Genomic DNA, 15,519 nt, shown 5'->3' with positions numbered 1-15,519 from the left:
CCGCCGACGTTCCCGTAGCGGCAGGACGACGACGCGGCGGCCACCCCGAGGGGTGGCCGCCGCGTCCGCGTCGTGGGCGGGAGGTCAGTCCAGGACGACCCGGTCGAACGTGGCCGTCGTGAACCGCACGGCGCAGCGCACGTCGTCGCCGACGGCCGGCGCCGTGGCCGACGCGGGCAGCAGCACCTGCGACGCGTGCATGTGCGGGGGCTCGGCGAACCAGCGCTGCCGGCCGTCGACCGTGAACGGGCTGAGCATGAGGCCGGCGGCCTCGAGGCTGCCCTTGGCGAGGGTCTTGCCCCGCTGCACCACGCCCGCGCTGGAGCGCGGCGCCTCGAGCCCGACGCCGTGGCTGGTGCCGCCGGAGATCACCAGCAGGTAGCCGTCGCGGGGGACCGCCCGCTGCCGGTAGCCGACCCGCTCGCCGCGGGAGATCCGGTGCACGTCGAGCACCTTCGCGCGCACGTCGAGGGCGCCGAGGTCGCCGAGCCACAGCGACGTGCCGACCCGCGGGCGCACGGTGAGCCCGGGCCGGCGCTCGCGCAGCTGACCGAGCTCGCCCGGACTGAGGTGGGAGACGTAGAAGGTCGTCGTCTCGAGCTGTGACGCCTCCAGCGCCGCCGCCCACGACTCCGCCTCGGCCAGGTTGCTCCCGGTCATCGGCAGGTGGGCGGCGAAGCCGACGACCTCGAGGCCGCCGAGCGCAGCCACCGCGGCGGCGAGCTCGTGCCGGTCGAAGCCGTGGCGCGCCATCGACGTCTCGCCCTCGACGACCACCCGCGCACCCGGTGCGCGCTCGGCCAGCGCCGCCACGTCGGCCACCCGGCCCACGGTGTGCACCACGCGAGGATCGGCGAGCGCCTGCTCGACCGCAGCACCGTCGAGGAACGGGCGCCACGGGCCGAGGACCATCACGTCGCCCTCGAACGCCTCGAGCGCCTCCGGCACCTCCGCGTAGACACCCACCGCGACGGTGTCGGCGCCGAGCGCCGCGCTCTCCGCGGCCAGCCGGTCACGACCCAGCCCGTAGCCGTTGCCCTTGATCACGGGCACCAGCCCCGGCAGGCGCTCCGCCGCAGACTTCAGGTGACCGCGCCAGCGCTCGACGTCGACGTGCAGCTCGAAGGTCATCCTCGTCTCCTCATATATGCCGTGAAGGCGGCGTACAGGGGGCGGTTGAGGGGGAGGTCCCACTCGCCGAGGTACTCGACCGCCTCGCCCCCGGTGCCCACCTTGAACTGGATGAGGCCCACGTGCGGGTCGTCCGGGTCGAGCGTGTCGGTGATGCCGCGCAGGTCGTAGACCGTGGCGCCCGCGGCGAGCGCGTCGCGCATCATCTGCCACTGGACGGCGTTGGACCCGCGCACCTCGCGCTTCGCCGACGTCGACGCGCCGTAGGAGTACCAGGCGTGCGTGCCCACGCGCACGAGCGTGGTCGCCGCGACGAGGTCGCCCTCGTGGTGCGCGAGGTACAGGCGCATGCGGTCGGGGTCCTCGCCCGTCAGCGCGTCCCACATGGTCAGGAAGTACGACAGCGGACGCGGCGTGAAGTGGTCGCGCTCGGCCGTCTCGACGTACACGCGGTGGAACGCCTCCAGGTCGTCGCGGCCGCCGAGCGTCACGTCGACGCCCGCCTTCGCGGCCTTGCGGATGTTGCGCCGCCACAGCTGGTTCATGCCGGCCAGCACCTGCTCCTCGGTGCGGGGCGTGCCGTCGGCGTCGGCCAGGGGCAGCCAGAAGTTGTACTGCGGCTGGCCCGCGCTGAACCCGCCCTCGGTGGCGAGCCGGCGCCAGCCGAGGTCCTGGAGCCGGTCGGCGACGGCGAGCGCCGCCGCGTCGTTCACGTCGGCCGGCACCTCGCCGAGCGTGCCGAGTGCGGGGTCGGCCACGGCGGCCTTCACGGTGGCGGCGTGCCAGCGGCGGGTCACGACCGGCGGTCCCATCCGGATGCCGAACGCCTTCTTCGCCTTCAGGTGCGCGGCCAGCGGCTCCAGCCAGGCGCCCAGGTCGGCACCTGCGTCGACCCACGGCAGCACGGGCCCCTCCGGCAGGTAGGCCAGGTAGCGCCTGACCTTCGGCACCTGGCGGTAGAGGACCAGCGCGGCACCCACGACCTGGCCGGACGCGTCGATCCAGCCGACCGACTCCGACCCCCACTCGGCCTTGACCTGCGCCCACGCGGGCGTCTGCAGGAAGGAGACGGAGGGTCGGCCGGCGACGAAGTCGAGGTGCTCCTCGCGGGTGATCGTGCGGACGGTCACGGGGGAGGGGCTCACCCGGTCGAAACTACCAGCGCGACGTCCGGGGAGCAGGGTCAGTTAGGCTAGCCTAAGCATCGCCACATACCGTCGTCGTCCCGCCCGGGGAGGAGAACCATGAGCGAGGTCCCACCGGTCTGCCGGGCCACCGTCGTGCGGAAGGTGCGGCTGTCCGCGCACCTCGTCACGGTCACGCTGCGGCCGGAGGACTTCACCTCCACCGGCGTGCCCGACGAGTACGTGCGGCTGATGATCGCCCCGGAGGGGGCCGAGCTCGCGATCCCCACCTACGACGAGAACTGGGTCATGCGGGTGCCCGAGGGCGCCGTCGAGCCCGCCGCCCGCGTCTACACGATCTCCGACCACCGGGTCGTCGACGGCGTGCCCGAGGTCGACATCGACATCGCGGTGCACGACCACGGCGTCGGTGCCGACTGGGTCAGGCGCTGCGTGCCGGGCGACGAGGTCGGGATGATGGTGCCGCACGGCCTGTACGCCGCGCCGGCCGACACCGCCTGGCAGCTCCTCGTGGCCGACGTCACCGGGCTCCCCGCGCTCGCCCGCATCCTGCGCGACCTGCGCCCCGGCCAGCGGGTCGAGGCGGTCGTGGTCCTCACCGACGACGGCGACCGCATCGCCCTGCCGAGCCCGGCCGACGTCGACGTGCGCTGGGTCGTCGTCGAGCGCGAGACCGACATCTGCGGCGCGCTCGAGTCGGCCGTGACCGAGCGTGGTCTGCCCGCCGCCGGCGAGGCGACCGACGACGTGCCGCTCAGTCGGTACGTGTGGCTGGCCGGCGAGGCGCGAGCCAGCCGCGCGGCCCGCAAGCTCCTGCGACGCACGCTCGACTGGCCGCAGACCGACTTCTACACCTGCGGCTACTGGCAGATCGAGGCCGAGAAGTGGAACGCCCGCTACGAGGAGGTCGCGGCGGAGGTCGGCGAGAAGGCCCGCCAGGCCTACCTCGAGCTGGCCGAGACCGACCAGGGTGCCTACCTCGACGCCATCGAGGAGATCTACGAGAAGGCCGGCCTCTAGCCGGCCGTGCTCCTGAGGTCCTGGCCCGTCAGGCGCCGCGGCCGCGCAGCGAGCGGACCAGGTGCGTGAGCTCCTGCATGCGGGTCAGGCGCGTGCCCACCAGGTAGGCCGCGGCACCGAGACCACCGGCCACGACGAGCGTCACGAGTGCACCGACGGGCTCGCCGCGGTCGAGCCCCACGGCGTCGAGGGCGGCCACGGAGCCGAGCATCGTGCCGACGGCCAGGGCCAGCGAGATCAGCAGCCGGACCGCGAAGACGCGCGTCTCGCGGTCGACCAGGCCGCCGAGCCGGCGTGACAGCAACGTCGCCGAGACGGTCGCGCCGACGGCGTAGGCGATGCCGAACGACAGTGCGAGCATCGGTGCCACGTGTCGCGGCTCCACGTCGTGGGTGAGGACGAGCGCGGCGACGATGTTGGTCGCGGCGACGACCAGCTGGACGAAGAACGGCGTCCGGGTGTTCTCGTCGGCGTAGAAGCCGCGCAGCACGAGGTAGTGGATGGTGAAGGCGACCATGGCCGGCGCGAACGCGGCGACGGCGAGGCCGATGGCGTCGGCGTTCGGGCGCAGGGTCGGCACGAAGCCGAGCACGCCGGCCGCCGACCAGCCGAGACACCCGACGGCGGCGGCGAGCGGCGCGATGATGGCGAGCGTGACCCGCAGGGTGCGCTGCAGCTCCAGCGCCATGCGGTCGTAGCGGCGCTCCGAGGCGAGGGCCGAGAGGGTGGGGATGATGGCCGTCGCGAGCGAGACCGTGATGACGCCGTGCGGCATCTGGCTCACCAGGAAGCCGATCTCGTAGACGGCCGACCCGGTGGCCGCGGTCCCCTCGCGCTCTCCGGCGAGCGTGCCCTTCACGCCGAGCCGCTGGATGACGATGAACGCGACCTGGTTGGCGGCGATGAAGCCGAGCGTCCAAACGCCGAGGCGCAGCGTGTGGCCGAGGCCCACGCCGCGGAAGTCGAACCGCGGTGCGTACCGGAACCCGGCCTGCCGCAGGAACGGCACGAGCACCAGCGTCTGCACGGCGATGCCGAGCGTCGCGCCGCCGCCGAGCAGCAACGCCTGGCCGGTGGAGAAGCCACCCTCGCCGCTCGAGGCGCCGTACAGCACCAGGTACACCGCCAGGGAGCCGATGGCCACCAGGTTGTTGACGATGGGCGCCCACATCATCGGCCCGAACTTCTGCCGCGCGTTGAGCACCTGCCCGACGAGCACGAACGCGCCGTAGAAGAACACCTGCGGCATGCACAGGTACATCAGCAGCTGCGCCGACTCGCGCTGCGCCTCGTTCCGGGCGGAGAACAGCTCCCCGTCGAACACCACGTGCATGATCAGGGGCACGAGGAGGGTGAGGGCCACTGCCGCGACACCCAGGACCAGCAGTCCGAGCGTGATGACGCGGTTGGCGTACGCGTCGCCACCGTCGGCGTCGTTGCGCATCGCCCGGACGAGCTGGGGCACGAGCACGACGTTGAACACGCCCCCGGCCACCAGGATGTAGAGCGCGTTCGGCACCGTGTTGGCGTTGTTGAAGAGGTCGGCGTTCAGCGCGGTGCCGATGGTCGCCGCGAGCATGAGCAGGCGGCCGAAGCCCGTGACCCTCGACACGACCGTGCCGATCGCCATGCCGGCACTCGCGCGGGCGACGTTGCGCTCAGCCATCGGTCGGGGTCTCCTCGGGGGTCGTGGCGGCGGCCCGTCGGCCACGCAGGAAGCGTCGGCCGAGCGCGAACAGGACGAACAGCCCCGCGGCGCCCATCAGCGCCCACAGGGCCACGCCCACCCGGCTCGACCGCACGTTGAAGGAGTCGGCGCGGCCCACCGCGGTCCCGTCGGGCGAGATCAGCTGCGCCGTCAACGTCGACGAGGTCTGGTCGCCGACGTCGACCTGCACCGTGACCGTGCGTCGCTCGCCGGCCTCCACCTGCACCGGGGCGACGTCGGGGATGCGCAGCGCGGGGTTGCTCGCGCTGATGCGCACGCCGACCCGTACGGCGGTGTCGGTGTCGTTGCTGACCGTGAGCGGGAAGCTCCCTTCGGCGCTGGAGAGCGTGATGGCGGGCGGACCCTCGACGGCGAGCCGGCCCAGCTCCGAGCGCACCCGACCGAGCGCGCCCGTGGCTGCGCGCAGCCCCTCGGCTCGGTCCGAGCGCCAGGCGGTCGACAGCAGACCCGCCGAGGTGCGGTCGGTGCGGGCGGCGAGGTCGTCGCCCTCGACGGCGAGGCCCGCCAGCACGCCCCCCTCGCGCGCCAGCTGCTCGACGGCCGTCACCTGCGCCTGCGAGAGCGGCCGCGCCTCCGCGGTGCTCGCGACGTCGCCTCCGTACGCGGCACGACGGGTCGTCATGAGGTCCTCGAGGTCCTCCGGCGAGACGAAGTCGGGGTCGAAGGCGCCCGCGAAAGCGTCGTCGTCGGTGTCGCCGGGGTTCCAGCGCGGGTCGACGAGCACGAACGCGTCCGCCTTGGACTCCGCGTCGCCGCTGCGCTCGAGCGACGCCAGCGCAGCCTCGCTGAGCAGCCGCTGGCGCAGCGTCGCCACCGTCGCGCCGCCGGGCACCCCGACGTCGAGCCCGGCGTCGACGAAGAGCGGTACCGGCCCGCTCTCGGACCGGAGGGTGACGACGGAGCCGAGCCGCGGCTCCCAGTCGGGCACGGCGTCGCGGGTGACGATGACGGGTCGGTCGCCGCTGCCGCGCACCTGGTCGATCAGCTCCGCCGTCGTGCCCCCTCGCGTCGGCCACGTGACGCGGCGACCCGACACCTGGAACTGCGCGAGGGCCGACGACGTCGCCCGCTCGATGGTGCCCATCAGCCGGTCGTGGGCGTCGGAGCGGCTGAGCGCCAGCCAGTCGGGCCGGGCGTAGCCGAGCGTCCACGTGGCGACCCGTCGCGAGAGGCCGGTGAGGTCTTCGACGAACGTGCGCGCGGCCTCCCGCTGAGCGTCGTCGAGACGCACGTCGCGCGGCAGGCGCCGACCCTCGGCCAGGTCGTCGACGGCCACCAGCAGGGCGGGGTCGAGCACGAGCGACGTGCCGCCCGAGGGCGCGGAGAGGGCCTGGTCGAGCAGGTTGCGGAGCTGGCCGCCCGGCGCGACGCGCTCGGCCAGACCGGGGGCGTCCATCCACGTGCCGGACGGGCCGAGGCGGTCGGGCAGCACGAACGGCCACACCAGGCCGCCCGGCACGCGCGTCGAGTCGCGGTCGAGGCGCGGCAGGAAGGTGGTGGCGCGGGCGATCGCGGCGTTGTCGCGCGTGCCGTCCTCGGCCGTCGCGAGCACCTGGACGCCCACCGGGTAGACGCCCTCGGCGTCGGAGACGCGCAGCTGCGCGTAGGGCACCCGCACGCGGAACGGTCGGGTGCTGCCGGGGGCGAGGGTGCCGACCTCGTCGATCGAGTCGAGCTCGACGACGCGCTCGCCGGTGTAGCTGGCCTGGCTCTCGACCGCGTCGCTCACCTGCTGGCGCGTGGTGAACGGCGTCCGCGCGATCACGAGGTAGGCCTGCGCCTTCGTCCAGCGCTCCTTGCCGCGGTTGGTGATCGTGCCGGTGAGCGTGACGGTGGCGCCGTCGCGCAGCTCCGTGGGGCTCACGCCGGTGATCCGCACGGCCACGTCAGGGTCGACGGCGGCCTGGGCGGGCGCGGCGACGGCGACCGTCAACGAGCCGCCGAGCAGCATCGCAAGGGCGCACGCGACCAGGCGGACCAGAGCTCCCGGGCCCGGACGCACACGTCGGGCCGGGTTCATCACCCGCCCATCGTAGTGGTCGGGCCCTACCGGTCCGGCCACCTCGACCGCGCGTGCTGCGGTCGTCGCAGCACGGCCCCGGGCCGCGCGGGTGCGGCGCACTACACTCGGGGCCCGTGTCCGCCCCCTCCTCGTCCTACGACGCCTCCGCCGTGCGCGCTGCCGCCGACGCGGTGTTGCGCGACCACCCCGTGCTCGCCGAGCTGGGCGGTCTGTTCGCGACAGCGGGTCACGAGCTGGCGCTCGTGGGCGGACCGGTGCGCGACGCGCTGCTCGGACGTCGGGTCAGCGACCTCGACCTGACGACGTCGGCCCGACCCGACGACGTCGAGCGTCTCGTCGCGGGTTGGGCGGACGCCGTGTGGGACGTGGGCCGCGAGTTCGGCACGCTCGGCCTGCGCAAGGGCGACGACCAGATCGAGATCACGACGTACCGCACCGACGCCTACGACCCGACGTCGCGCAAGCCGCAGGTGGCCTTCGGCGACACGCTGCAGGGCGACCTGTCGCGCCGCGACTTCACGGTCAACGCCCTCGCGCTGCGGCTGCCGTCGGCGGAGTTCGTCGACGAGTTCGGTGGACTCGGCGACCTCGCCGCCGGGGTGCTGCGCACGCCGGTGACGCCCGAGCAGTCCTTCAGCGACGACCCGCTGCGCATGATGCGGGCGGCCCGGTTCGTCGCGCAGCTCGGCTTCGAGGCCGACGCGGCCACGACGGCGGCGATGACCGCGATGGCCGAGCGGATCGAGATCGTGTCGGCCGAGCGGGTGCGTGACGAGCTGGTCAAGCTCGTGTGCGGGCGCGAGCCCGTGGCCGGGCTGCGGCTGCTCGTCGACACCGGCCTCGCCGAGCACGTGCTGCCCGAGCTGCCGGCACTGCGACTGACCGCCGACGAGCACCACCGCCACAAGGACGTCTACGAGCACTCGCTGACCGTGCTGGAGCAGGCCGTCGAGCTGGAGCACCGGCTCGAGCAGCGTCCCGACTTCGTCGTCCGGTTCGCCGCGCTGGTGCACGACATCGGCAAGCCGCGCACGCGTCGCTTCCTCGACGACGGCACGGTGACGTTCCACCACCACGACGTGGTGGGCGCCAAGATGACGCGCAAGCGCATGAAGGCGCTGCGCTTCAGCAACGAGCAGATCGCGCAGGTCGGCCTGCTCGTGGAGCTGCACCTGCGCTTCCACGGCTACGGCTCGGGGGAGTGGACCGACGCCGCCGTGCGCCGCTACGTCCGCGACGCCGGCGACCAGCTGGAGCGGCTGCACATCCTCACCCGCGCCGACTGCACCACCCGCAACCGGCGCAAGGCCCAGCGGCTGCAGCGCACGTACGACGACCTCGAGCGCCGCATCGAGCAGCTGGCCGCGCAGGAGGAGCTCGACGCCATCCGGCCCGACCTCGACGGCAACCAGATCCAGCAGCTCCTCGGCATCGGCCCGGGCCGCGAGGTCGGCGAGGCGTACCGGTTCCTGCTCGACCTGCGCCTCGACCGCGGACCGCTGGGCGAGGACCTCGCCGCCGAGGCGCTGCGCGCCTGGTGGTCGGCCCGGTCCGGACCTCCCCTCCCCGGCGGGGCGACGATCGGTCAGGACGCGCCGACCCGGCGGGCCTACCCTTGACCCCATGACTGCAGCGGGAGCCCTCTGATGGCCGGCGGACTGGTCGCCCTCCTCGACGACGTCGCCGCGCTCGCGCGCCTGGCGGCCGCGTCGGTCGACGACGTGGGTGCCGCGGCCGGCCGGGCCAGCGCCAAGGCGGCGGGCGTGGTCGTCGACGACGCCGCCGTCACCCCGCGCTACGTGCAGGGCCTCGACCCCAAGCGTGAGCTGTCGGTCATCGGGCGCATCGCGCGGGGCTCGCTGGTCAACAAGCTCGTCATCATCCTGCCCGCGCTGCTGCTGCTCAGCCAGTTCGTGCCGTGGCTGCTCACGCCGCTGCTCATGCTCGGCGGCGCCTACCTCTGCTTCGAGGGTGCCGAGAAGCTCTGGGAGAAGGTGGCGGGTCACGCGACGACCGAGGAGCCGCGCTCCGTCGGCGGCGCCGACCAGGAGAAGGCCGTCGTGAGCAGCGCCGTGCGCACCGACTTCATCCTCTCCGCGGAGATCATGGTCATCGCGCTCAAGGAGGTCACCGACGAGCCGTTCGTGTCGCGGGCGGTCATCCTCGCCGTCGTCGGCGTCGGCATCACCGCGCTGGTGTACGGCGTGGTCGCGCTGATCGTGAAGATGGACGACGTCGGTCTCGCCCTCACCGAGCGGTCGTCGTCGGCAGCACAGTCCCTCGGGCGGGGGCTCGTGAAGGCGATGCCGAAGGTGCTGGCCACGCTGGCCGCCGTGGGTGTCGTGGCCATGCTGTGGGTCGGCGGGCACATCCTGCTGGTCGGCACCGACGACCTCGGGTGGCACGCGCTCTACGACCTGGTCCACCACGTCGAGGAGGCCGTGCACGACGCGGTCGCCGGCGGCCTCGGGTCCGTCCTGGCGTGGCTGACGAACACGTTCTTCTCCGCCCTGCTCGGGCTCGCGGTCGGCGCGGTGGTGGTCACCGCGCTGCACCTCGTGCCCCGCCGCAGGCCGCACTGAACGGCACGGTCGCAGGCGGCACTGAACGGCATGGTCGCAGGCGGCACTGAACGGCACGATCGTCCAGGTCCGACCCCCTCCGGTGGTCGAGGCGTCTTCCGACGTCGCTAGGGTCCCGTCTGGGAAGATCCACCAACATTCGGGAGACCATCGTGACCATCCGTCGCACGTGCACCGCCGCCGTCGCCACCCTCGCCCTGCTGGGCCTCGCTGCCTGCGGGTCCGACGATGAGCCGCAGGCCGAGTCGAGCAGCTCGGCCTCCGCGAGCTCCTCGCCCAGCGCCGAGGCGACCGAGGAGCCGACGTCGACCGAGGGTGCGCCCGCCTGGGCCAAGCCCGTCACCACGCCCGGCACGAAGATCGGCACCGTGAAGGCCGGAGACGTGACCGTCGACGTCTACCAGGTCGGTACCACCAAGGCCACGAAGACCGGCAACTTCGTGGACCCGAAGGACAACAAGCCGATCATCGCCGTGGGTGACGAGATCGTGTTCGTCAACTACGTCGTCACCAACACCGGCGACCCCGTCGACCTCGGCTCCTCGCTCGTCGACGTCTCGGCGCGCTACGTCGACTGGCCGTACCTGCAGGGCATGGACGGCATCACCGACAACGACCTCTACGAGGCGCAGGACGTCCAGACCTCCGGCGTCGCCCCCGGCGCCTTCGTCGAGCCCTCCGTCTACACCCTCGGGAAGGGTGAGACGTTCTCCTACGGCGAGAACTTCCGCTACGAGAAGGGCACGAAGCTCGAGGTCAAGGTCACCTACACCCCCGTCGACGCCGAGGGCGAGCTGCTCCACGACGACCGCGTCGAGGGCGAGGGCTCGGCGACGATCTCCTGACCCCCCAAGCGGTAGGTAGCGCGCGGAATGCGGACCAGCGGTAGGTTGCGCGTGCCACGAGGGACGCAGACCGCGCGCCACCTACCGCCTGGCCGGGGGAAGAGGGCGGGGACCGGCCGGCGAGAGCCGAGGCGCCAAGGTCATGGCACGAGCCACGGGAAGCGTGAGGGAGTCGGTCGCTGCGCCGAACGTGGGCGCAGGACCGTCGTAGCCGCGCTCGACCAGAGCCTCGTGGATCCGACGGATCATCGTCCGGGGCATGGCGTACAGCTCGCGGGTGATCTGCACGTAGGCGGCGTCGAGCGAACGGATCCGTCGGTACCGGTCGATGTCGGCCACGTACTGGTGTCGGTCGACCTGGTGGTGCAGGCCCTCGTACTCCGCGGCCAGACGCCAGGTGCGCCACCACCAGTCGACGATCGCCACGAGTCGATCCCTGTCGCGTACCTCGGCGTTCGACTCGGGGCGGGGCAGGCCTGCGGCGTGCATCCAGGTACGGATCCTCGACTCCTGCGGTGATCTCGAGCCCGGGTCCAGCAGCGGCCACACCCACCACGCCTCCGGCACGCCCTCGCGCCAGTGGTCCCTCGTGCAGAACTGCCGGAACCGCTCGGTACCCACTCCGTGCTCACGCCGCAGCCAGTCGCCGGCCGCCACGGCGTCGAGCAACGAGAGCGTGCGACACGCCTCCATCCAGGCCGCCAGCGGGGAGACGAGGCGACCGCGATGCTCCGGCATCACGTCCGTGCGATGGATGAAGACGTCCGGAGACGTGCGGTGCAGGTCGCGGGCCACGACGAGCTGCAACGGCCGATGCGGTCCGATGTCGAGTCCGAGCTGTTGCAGCCGGGTGACTCCGGTGAGGCAGGCATCGTCCGGTGCGTACAGGAGGGCAGCCTGGTGCCAGTCGGGTTCGGACATGACGTGCGTGCGCACGACCCACACGCGCGGCAGGAGTCGGCGGTAGGCAGCGCCGCGCAGTCGGTCGTGGGTGACGCCGACGGCGGCCGCGTCGTCGACGTGGAACGGTCCGCGGAGGAGGGCCTCGGGAATCTGGGCTGGTCTGGGCATGCGTCCACTCGACCGCGCGGCGAGCGGCAGGCACAGGCCGCGACGGCTGGCTGTGGACGGCGGGTCCGCAAGCACGGGCCGGCGTCATCGGCGGTGGATGAAGCGCGGTGTCGCAGCCTTGGAGCGCGCGAGACCTACCGGAGCGCGGAGTTCCGCGTCCTACCTACCGCTGAGGGGGAGAGCGCGGCCGGCACGGATAGGCTGACGGGGTGATCGACGCCAGGCTCCTGCGAGACGACCCCGAGTCCCTCCGAGAGGCGCAGCGGCGCCGCGGGGAGGACCCCTCCCTCGTTGACGCGCTCGTCGCCGCCGACGAGCGACGTCGCTCGACCATCGCCGCGTTCGAGGCGCTGCGCAGCGAGCAGAAGTCGATGGGCAAGCAGGTCGCGCAGGCGCAGGGCGAGGAGAAGCAGGCGCTCCTCGCGCGCACCAAGGAGCTCAGCGCGCAGGTCAAGGCCGCCGACGCCGACCAGACCGCGGCCGGCGAGGAGTTCACGACGCTGCTCAAGGCGCTGCCCAACCCGGCACCCGACGCCCCGCCCGGTGGCGAGGACGACTTCGTGGTCCTCGAGGAGGTCGGAACCCCCCGCGACTTCGCGGCGGAGGGCTTCGAGCCGCGCGACCACCTCGAGCTCGGCACGCTGCTCGGCGCGATCGACGTCGAGCGCGGCGCGAAGGTGAGCGGCTCGCGCTTCTACTTCCTCACGGGTGTCGGCGCGCAGCTCGAGCTCGCGCTCACCCAGCTGGCCATGTCGAAGGCCGCCGAGTGGGGCTTCACCCCCATCATCCCGCCCGCGCTCGTCAAGCCGCAGGCCATGGAGGGCACCGGGTTCCTCGGCCAGGCAGCCGACGACGTCTACCACCTCGAGAAGGACGACCTCTACCTCGTGGGCACGTCGGAGGTGCCGCTCGCGGCGTACCACTCCGACGAGATCCTCGACGGCCCGCGCCACTACGCCGCGTTCAGCCCCTGCTTCCGGCGCGAGGCCGGCTCGCACGGCCGCGACACGCGCGGCATCGTGCGCGTGCACTGGTTCGACAAGGTCGAGATGTTCGTCTACACCTCGCTCGAGGAGTCCTACGCCCAGCACGAGCGCATCCTCGGCTTCGAGAAGCAGTGGCTCGACCTGCTCGAGCTGCCCTACCGGGTCATCGACGTCGCCGCCGGCGACCTCGGCCTCTCGGCGGTCCGCAAGTTCGACTGCGAGGCGTGGATCCCCACGCAGGGCAAGTACCGCGAGGTCAGCTCCGCGTCGAACTGCACGCAGTTCCAGGCCCGGCGCCTCGACATCCGCAACCGGCTCGACGACGGCGGCACGGAGCCGACCGCCACCCTCAACGGCACGCTCTGCGCCATGCCGCGCATCATCGTCGCGCTGCTCGAGAACGGGCAGCAGGCCGACGGCTCGGTGCGTCTCCCCGCGGCGCTGCACCCCTTCCTCGGCGAGGTCCTGCAGCCGGTCGGGGCGCGCGCATGACGAGCTGGCGTCCGAAGATCGTCGCGCTCGACGTCGACGGCACGATGGTCGACTGGGAGAACCGGATGACCGACACGGTGCGCGAGGCCGTGCACGCCATCAAGGACTCCGGCGTCCACGTCGTCATCTCCACCGGTCGGGCCATCCCCGGCGTGCTCGACGCGGCCCGCAACCTACGCCTCGACGACGGCATTGCCGTGGCCAGCAACGGGGCCGTCGTGCACACCTACTCGCCCGTCGAGGTCGTGCACACGGTCACCTTCGACGCCAGCGAGGCCGTGCGCCGCGTGCTCGAGCACATCCCCGACGCGCTCGTCGCCGTCGAGGAGGTCGGCACGGGGTACCGGATCAGTGCGCCGTTCCCGGAGTGGGAGATCGACGGCACCGTCACCATCCAGACGGTCGACGAGCTCGTGGCCGAGCCGGTCACCCGCGTCATCATCCGCGCCCCCGAGCACGACGTCGAGGAGTTCGGCCGGCTCGTGCACGGGCTCGGCCTCAACGAGGTGAACTACAACATCGGCTACACGGCGTGGCTCGACATCGCCCCTGACGGCGTCTCGAAGGCGTCCGGCCTCGAGGTCGTCTGCGAGCGGCTCGGCGTCGACCGGGCCGACGTGCTCGCCGTCGGTGACGGCATGAACGACTACGAGATGCTGCGCTGGGCCGGACGCGGCGTCGCGATGGGCCAGGGCTCGGACGAGCTGAAGGCCGTCGCCGACGACGTCACCGGCACGGTGCTCGAGGACGGGCTGGCCACCGAGCTGCGCCGCTGGCTGTAGGTCGTCTCAGGCGAGGCGCGCGGCGTCGAGCGTGTCGAACGCGTCGAGGACGTCGTCGACCGTCGGCACCCGGCGGGGGCTGGGCGCGACCTGCACGTCGGCCTGGGCGGCCTCGGCGCGGGCCCGGCGCAGGTGACGCTTGATGGTCGACGTCGAGCAGCCCAGCCGCTCGGCGAGCTGCTGGCAGGTGTCCTTCGGGTGCGTGGTGCGCGCCGTGAGCACCGCCTCGTGGCTCACGGGGCCGGCGCCGCTGCGGGCGGGGCCGTACGAGCCGGTGGGTGTGGCGTCGACGACGATGCCGAGGCTGTCGCGGATGGCGGCGCGGTCGGCCTCGGTGGTGCAGGCGACGAAGCCGGACACGTCGACCTCGACGACCGCGCGGTAGAGGCAGTCGACGAGCATGGGGCAGCCGGCGCAGCGGCGGTGCGCCTGCGCCAGCACCTCGCCCATCCCGGCGCGGCTGGCCGCGTCGAGCTCGTGCGCGCCGAGGTACAGGCGCTCGTCACGGAAGACGGGCTCCCGGGTGCACGGAGGCGCGTCGATGTCGGTCACGATGGTCATGGGTCCCTCTCCCGTTCGCATCCTTTGGCGACACCCTAGAGGTACATGCCTCCCGTGGGAGCCGATTGCGACGAATCGGTACTTTGGTCACCTTCGGTGCCGTTTGACTGCGGAAGTGCCAGCCTCATGTTCTGGAACTGCGCCTGGGCCTGCACCTGCTGCGCGTAGAGCGCGGCCTGGATGCCGTGGAACAGCCCCTCGAGCCAGCCGACCAGCTGTGCCTGGGCGATCCGCAGCTCCGCGTCGGAGGGCGCCTCGTCCTCGAACGGCAGGCTGAGCCGCTGCAGCTCGGCCACCAGCTCCGGCGCGAGCCCGTCCTCGAGCTCCTTCACCGACTGGCGGTGGATCTCGCGCAGACGGACGCGGCTGGCGTCGTCGAGCGGGGCGGCCTTCACCTCCTCGAGCAGCTGGCGGATCATGCCGCCGATGCGCATGACCTTCGCCGGCTGCTCCACCAGGTCGCCCAGCGCGGTGCCACGCTGCTGCGGCTCGACGTCGCCTCCGGGCGCCGCCGAGCCGTGCACGGGGGAACCGTCGGGGCCGATCACCTGGGGCGGGATCGCGGACTCACGGGGAGCATCAGTCATGTCTCCACCCTAGGAGAGCACGCCGACACGCACCCCTCGGCCGCGCGTCGCTCAGAGCGTCAGCAGCACCTTGCCGGTGTGCGAGGAGTCCTCGAGCAGCTGGTGGGCGTCGCGCACCTGCTCCAACGGCAGGCGTGCGTGGATGATCGGGCGCACGGTGCCCTCGGCCACCAGGGGCCACACCTGCGCGACCATCGCCGACACGATCGCCGCCTTCTCCTGCGTCGGCCGTGCCCGCAGCGACGTCGCCATGACCGCTGCACGCTTCATGAGGAGCCGGTTGAGGTTCAGCTCGCCCTTGACGCCGCCCTGCAGGCCGATGACGACCAGCCGGCCGGCCGTGTTCAGGGCGCGGACGTTCTGGTCGAGGTACTTCGCGCCGATGATGTCGAGGATGACGTCGGCCTTGAGCCCCGCCTCGTCGAGTGCGTCGACGAAGTCGGTCTCGCGGTAGTTGACGACCAGGTCGGCGCCGAGGTCGCGGCAGAAGGCCGCCTTCTCCTCGCTGCCGACGGTGACCACGACCCGCGCGCCGAACGCCTTCGCCAGCTGGATCGCCATCGTG

14 protein-coding genes are annotated in these 15,519 nt (G+C 72.7%); 6 read left to right on the top strand and 8 right to left on the bottom strand.

The window, feature by feature from the left end:
• Positions 1 to 84: 84 nt before the first annotated feature.
• Both A6Q79_RS06645 and A6Q79_RS06640 read right to left on the bottom strand, forming a co-directional pair.
• On the bottom strand, positions 85 to 1,131 hold the full coding sequence (locus A6Q79_RS06645) for an alanine racemase (RefSeq protein ID WP_286689240.1): 1,047 nt from the start codon (positions 1,129 to 1,131) through the stop codon (positions 85 to 87).
• Positions 1,128 to 2,276, bottom strand: a complete 1,149-nt coding sequence (locus tag A6Q79_RS06640; protein WP_067860733.1) for a peptidoglycan bridge formation glycyltransferase FemA/FemB family protein — start codon at positions 2,274 to 2,276, stop codon at positions 1,128 to 1,130. Before A6Q79_RS06640 ends, A6Q79_RS06645 begins: the two co-directional genes overlap by 4 nt.
• Positions 2,277 to 2,375: 99 nt before the next feature.
• Here A6Q79_RS06640 and A6Q79_RS06635 point away from each other — a divergent pair, with 99 nt between their 5' ends.
• Positions 2,376 to 3,296, top strand: coding sequence for a siderophore-interacting protein (locus A6Q79_RS06635; protein WP_067860731.1), 921 nt, complete (start codon positions 2,376 to 2,378; stop codon positions 3,294 to 3,296).
• Positions 3,297 to 3,324: 28 nt separating this feature from the next.
• Here the strand turns inward: A6Q79_RS06635 and murJ are convergent, their stop codons facing one another.
• Both murJ and A6Q79_RS06625 read right to left on the bottom strand, forming a co-directional pair.
• On the bottom strand, positions 3,325 to 4,962 hold the full coding sequence (gene murJ, locus A6Q79_RS06630; protein ID WP_286689241.1) for a murein biosynthesis integral membrane protein MurJ: 1,638 nt from the start codon (positions 4,960 to 4,962) through the stop codon (positions 3,325 to 3,327).
• Complete coding sequence (locus tag A6Q79_RS06625) at positions 4,955 to 7,045, bottom strand: DUF6049 family protein (protein ID WP_236749895.1); 2,091 nt, start codon at positions 7,043 to 7,045, stop codon at positions 4,955 to 4,957. The genes murJ and A6Q79_RS06625 overlap by 8 nt, the downstream gene beginning before the upstream one ends.
• 152 nt (positions 7,046 to 7,197) lie before the next feature.
• On the opposite strand from A6Q79_RS06625, the gene A6Q79_RS06620 reads away from it, so the two are divergent.
• The 3 genes from A6Q79_RS06620 (at position 7,198) to A6Q79_RS06610 (ending at position 10,475) form a co-directional block, all read left to right on the top strand.
• The gene (locus A6Q79_RS06620) at positions 7,198 to 8,667 is read left to right on the top strand and encodes a CCA tRNA nucleotidyltransferase (protein ID WP_286689260.1); all 1,470 of its coding nucleotides are present in this window, start codon (positions 7,198 to 7,200) and stop codon (positions 8,665 to 8,667) included.
• A gap of 27 nt (positions 8,668 to 8,694) precedes the next feature.
• Positions 8,695 to 9,630, top strand: coding sequence for a DUF808 domain-containing protein (locus A6Q79_RS06615; RefSeq protein WP_286689242.1), 936 nt, complete (start codon positions 8,695 to 8,697; stop codon positions 9,628 to 9,630).
• Between the two features lie 152 nt (positions 9,631 to 9,782).
• Positions 9,783 to 10,475 (top strand): hypothetical protein, encoded by a 693-nt coding sequence (locus A6Q79_RS06610; protein WP_286689243.1) that lies wholly within the window; start codon positions 9,783 to 9,785, stop codon positions 10,473 to 10,475.
• Positions 10,476 to 10,556: 81 nt separating this feature from the next.
• Here the strand turns inward: A6Q79_RS06610 and A6Q79_RS06605 are convergent, their stop codons facing one another.
• Complete coding sequence (locus A6Q79_RS06605; protein WP_286689244.1) at positions 10,557 to 11,546, bottom strand: hypothetical protein; 990 nt, start codon at positions 11,544 to 11,546, stop codon at positions 10,557 to 10,559.
• Between the two features lie 209 nt (positions 11,547 to 11,755).
• Here A6Q79_RS06605 and serS point away from each other — a divergent pair, with 209 nt between their 5' ends.
• Positions 11,756 to 13,024 carry a serine--tRNA ligase gene (serS, locus tag A6Q79_RS06600; RefSeq protein ID WP_253021366.1) on the top strand — a complete coding sequence of 423 codons (1,269 nt, stop codon included), beginning with the start codon at positions 11,756 to 11,758 and terminating at the stop codon, positions 13,022 to 13,024.
• On the top strand, positions 13,021 to 13,806 hold the full coding sequence (locus A6Q79_RS06595) for an HAD family hydrolase (protein WP_083516508.1): 786 nt from the start codon (positions 13,021 to 13,023) through the stop codon (positions 13,804 to 13,806). The genes serS and A6Q79_RS06595 overlap by 4 nt, the downstream gene beginning before the upstream one ends.
• Positions 13,807 to 13,812: 6 nt before the next feature.
• Here the strand turns inward: A6Q79_RS06595 and A6Q79_RS06590 are convergent, their stop codons facing one another.
• From A6Q79_RS06590 to A6Q79_RS06580, 3 genes are all read right to left on the bottom strand, one after another.
• A complete protein-coding gene (locus A6Q79_RS06590; RefSeq protein WP_067860715.1) occupies positions 13,813 to 14,367 on the bottom strand; it encodes an HTH domain-containing protein in 555 nt (184 codons plus the stop codon).
• Between the two features lie 35 nt (positions 14,368 to 14,402).
• Positions 14,403 to 14,954 carry a bacterial proteasome activator family protein gene (locus tag A6Q79_RS06585; RefSeq protein WP_067860713.1) on the bottom strand — a complete coding sequence of 184 codons (552 nt, stop codon included), beginning with the start codon at positions 14,952 to 14,954 and terminating at the stop codon, positions 14,403 to 14,405.
• 51 nt (positions 14,955 to 15,005) lie between these two features.
• The coding region (locus A6Q79_RS06580) for a zinc-binding dehydrogenase (RefSeq protein ID WP_317697221.1) at positions 15,006 to 15,519 on the bottom strand (514 nt) is incomplete at its 5' end.

Origin of the sequence: Aeromicrobium sp. REDSEA-S32_B7 (assembly GCF_001626145.1) — a bacterium.
GTDB lineage: Bacteria > Actinomycetota > Actinomycetes > Propionibacteriales > Nocardioidaceae > Aeromicrobium > Aeromicrobium erythreum.
This window is presented reverse-complemented; position numbering and strand designations above follow the sequence as displayed.

Coding starts and splice junctions, on each gene's coding strand:
- A6Q79_RS06645 (WP_286689240.1), bottom strand. CDS start 1,131: ATGACCTTCGAGCTGCACGTCGACGTCGAGCGCTGGCGCGGTCACCTG.
- A6Q79_RS06635 (WP_067860731.1), top strand. CDS start 2,376: ATGAGCGAGGTCCCACCGGTCTGCCGGGCCACCGTCGTGCGGAAGGTG.
- murJ (WP_286689241.1), bottom strand. CDS start 4,962: ATGGCTGAGCGCAACGTCGCCCGCGCGAGTGCCGGCATGGCGATCGGC.
- A6Q79_RS06625 (WP_236749895.1), bottom strand. CDS start 7,045: ATGAACCCGGCCCGACGTGTGCGTCCGGGCCCGGGAGCTCTGGTCCGC.
- A6Q79_RS06615 (WP_286689242.1), top strand. CDS start 8,695: ATGGCCGGCGGACTGGTCGCCCTCCTCGACGACGTCGCCGCGCTCGCG.
- A6Q79_RS06605 (WP_286689244.1), bottom strand. CDS start 11,546: ATGCCCAGACCAGCCCAGATTCCCGAGGCCCTCCTCCGCGGACCGTTC.
- A6Q79_RS06595 (WP_083516508.1), top strand. CDS start 13,021: ATGACGAGCTGGCGTCCGAAGATCGTCGCGCTCGACGTCGACGGCACG.
- A6Q79_RS06590 (WP_067860715.1), bottom strand. CDS start 14,367: ATGACCATCGTGACCGACATCGACGCGCCTCCGTGCACCCGGGAGCCC.
- A6Q79_RS06585 (WP_067860713.1), bottom strand. CDS start 14,954: ATGACTGATGCTCCCCGTGAGTCCGCGATCCCGCCCCAGGTGATCGGC.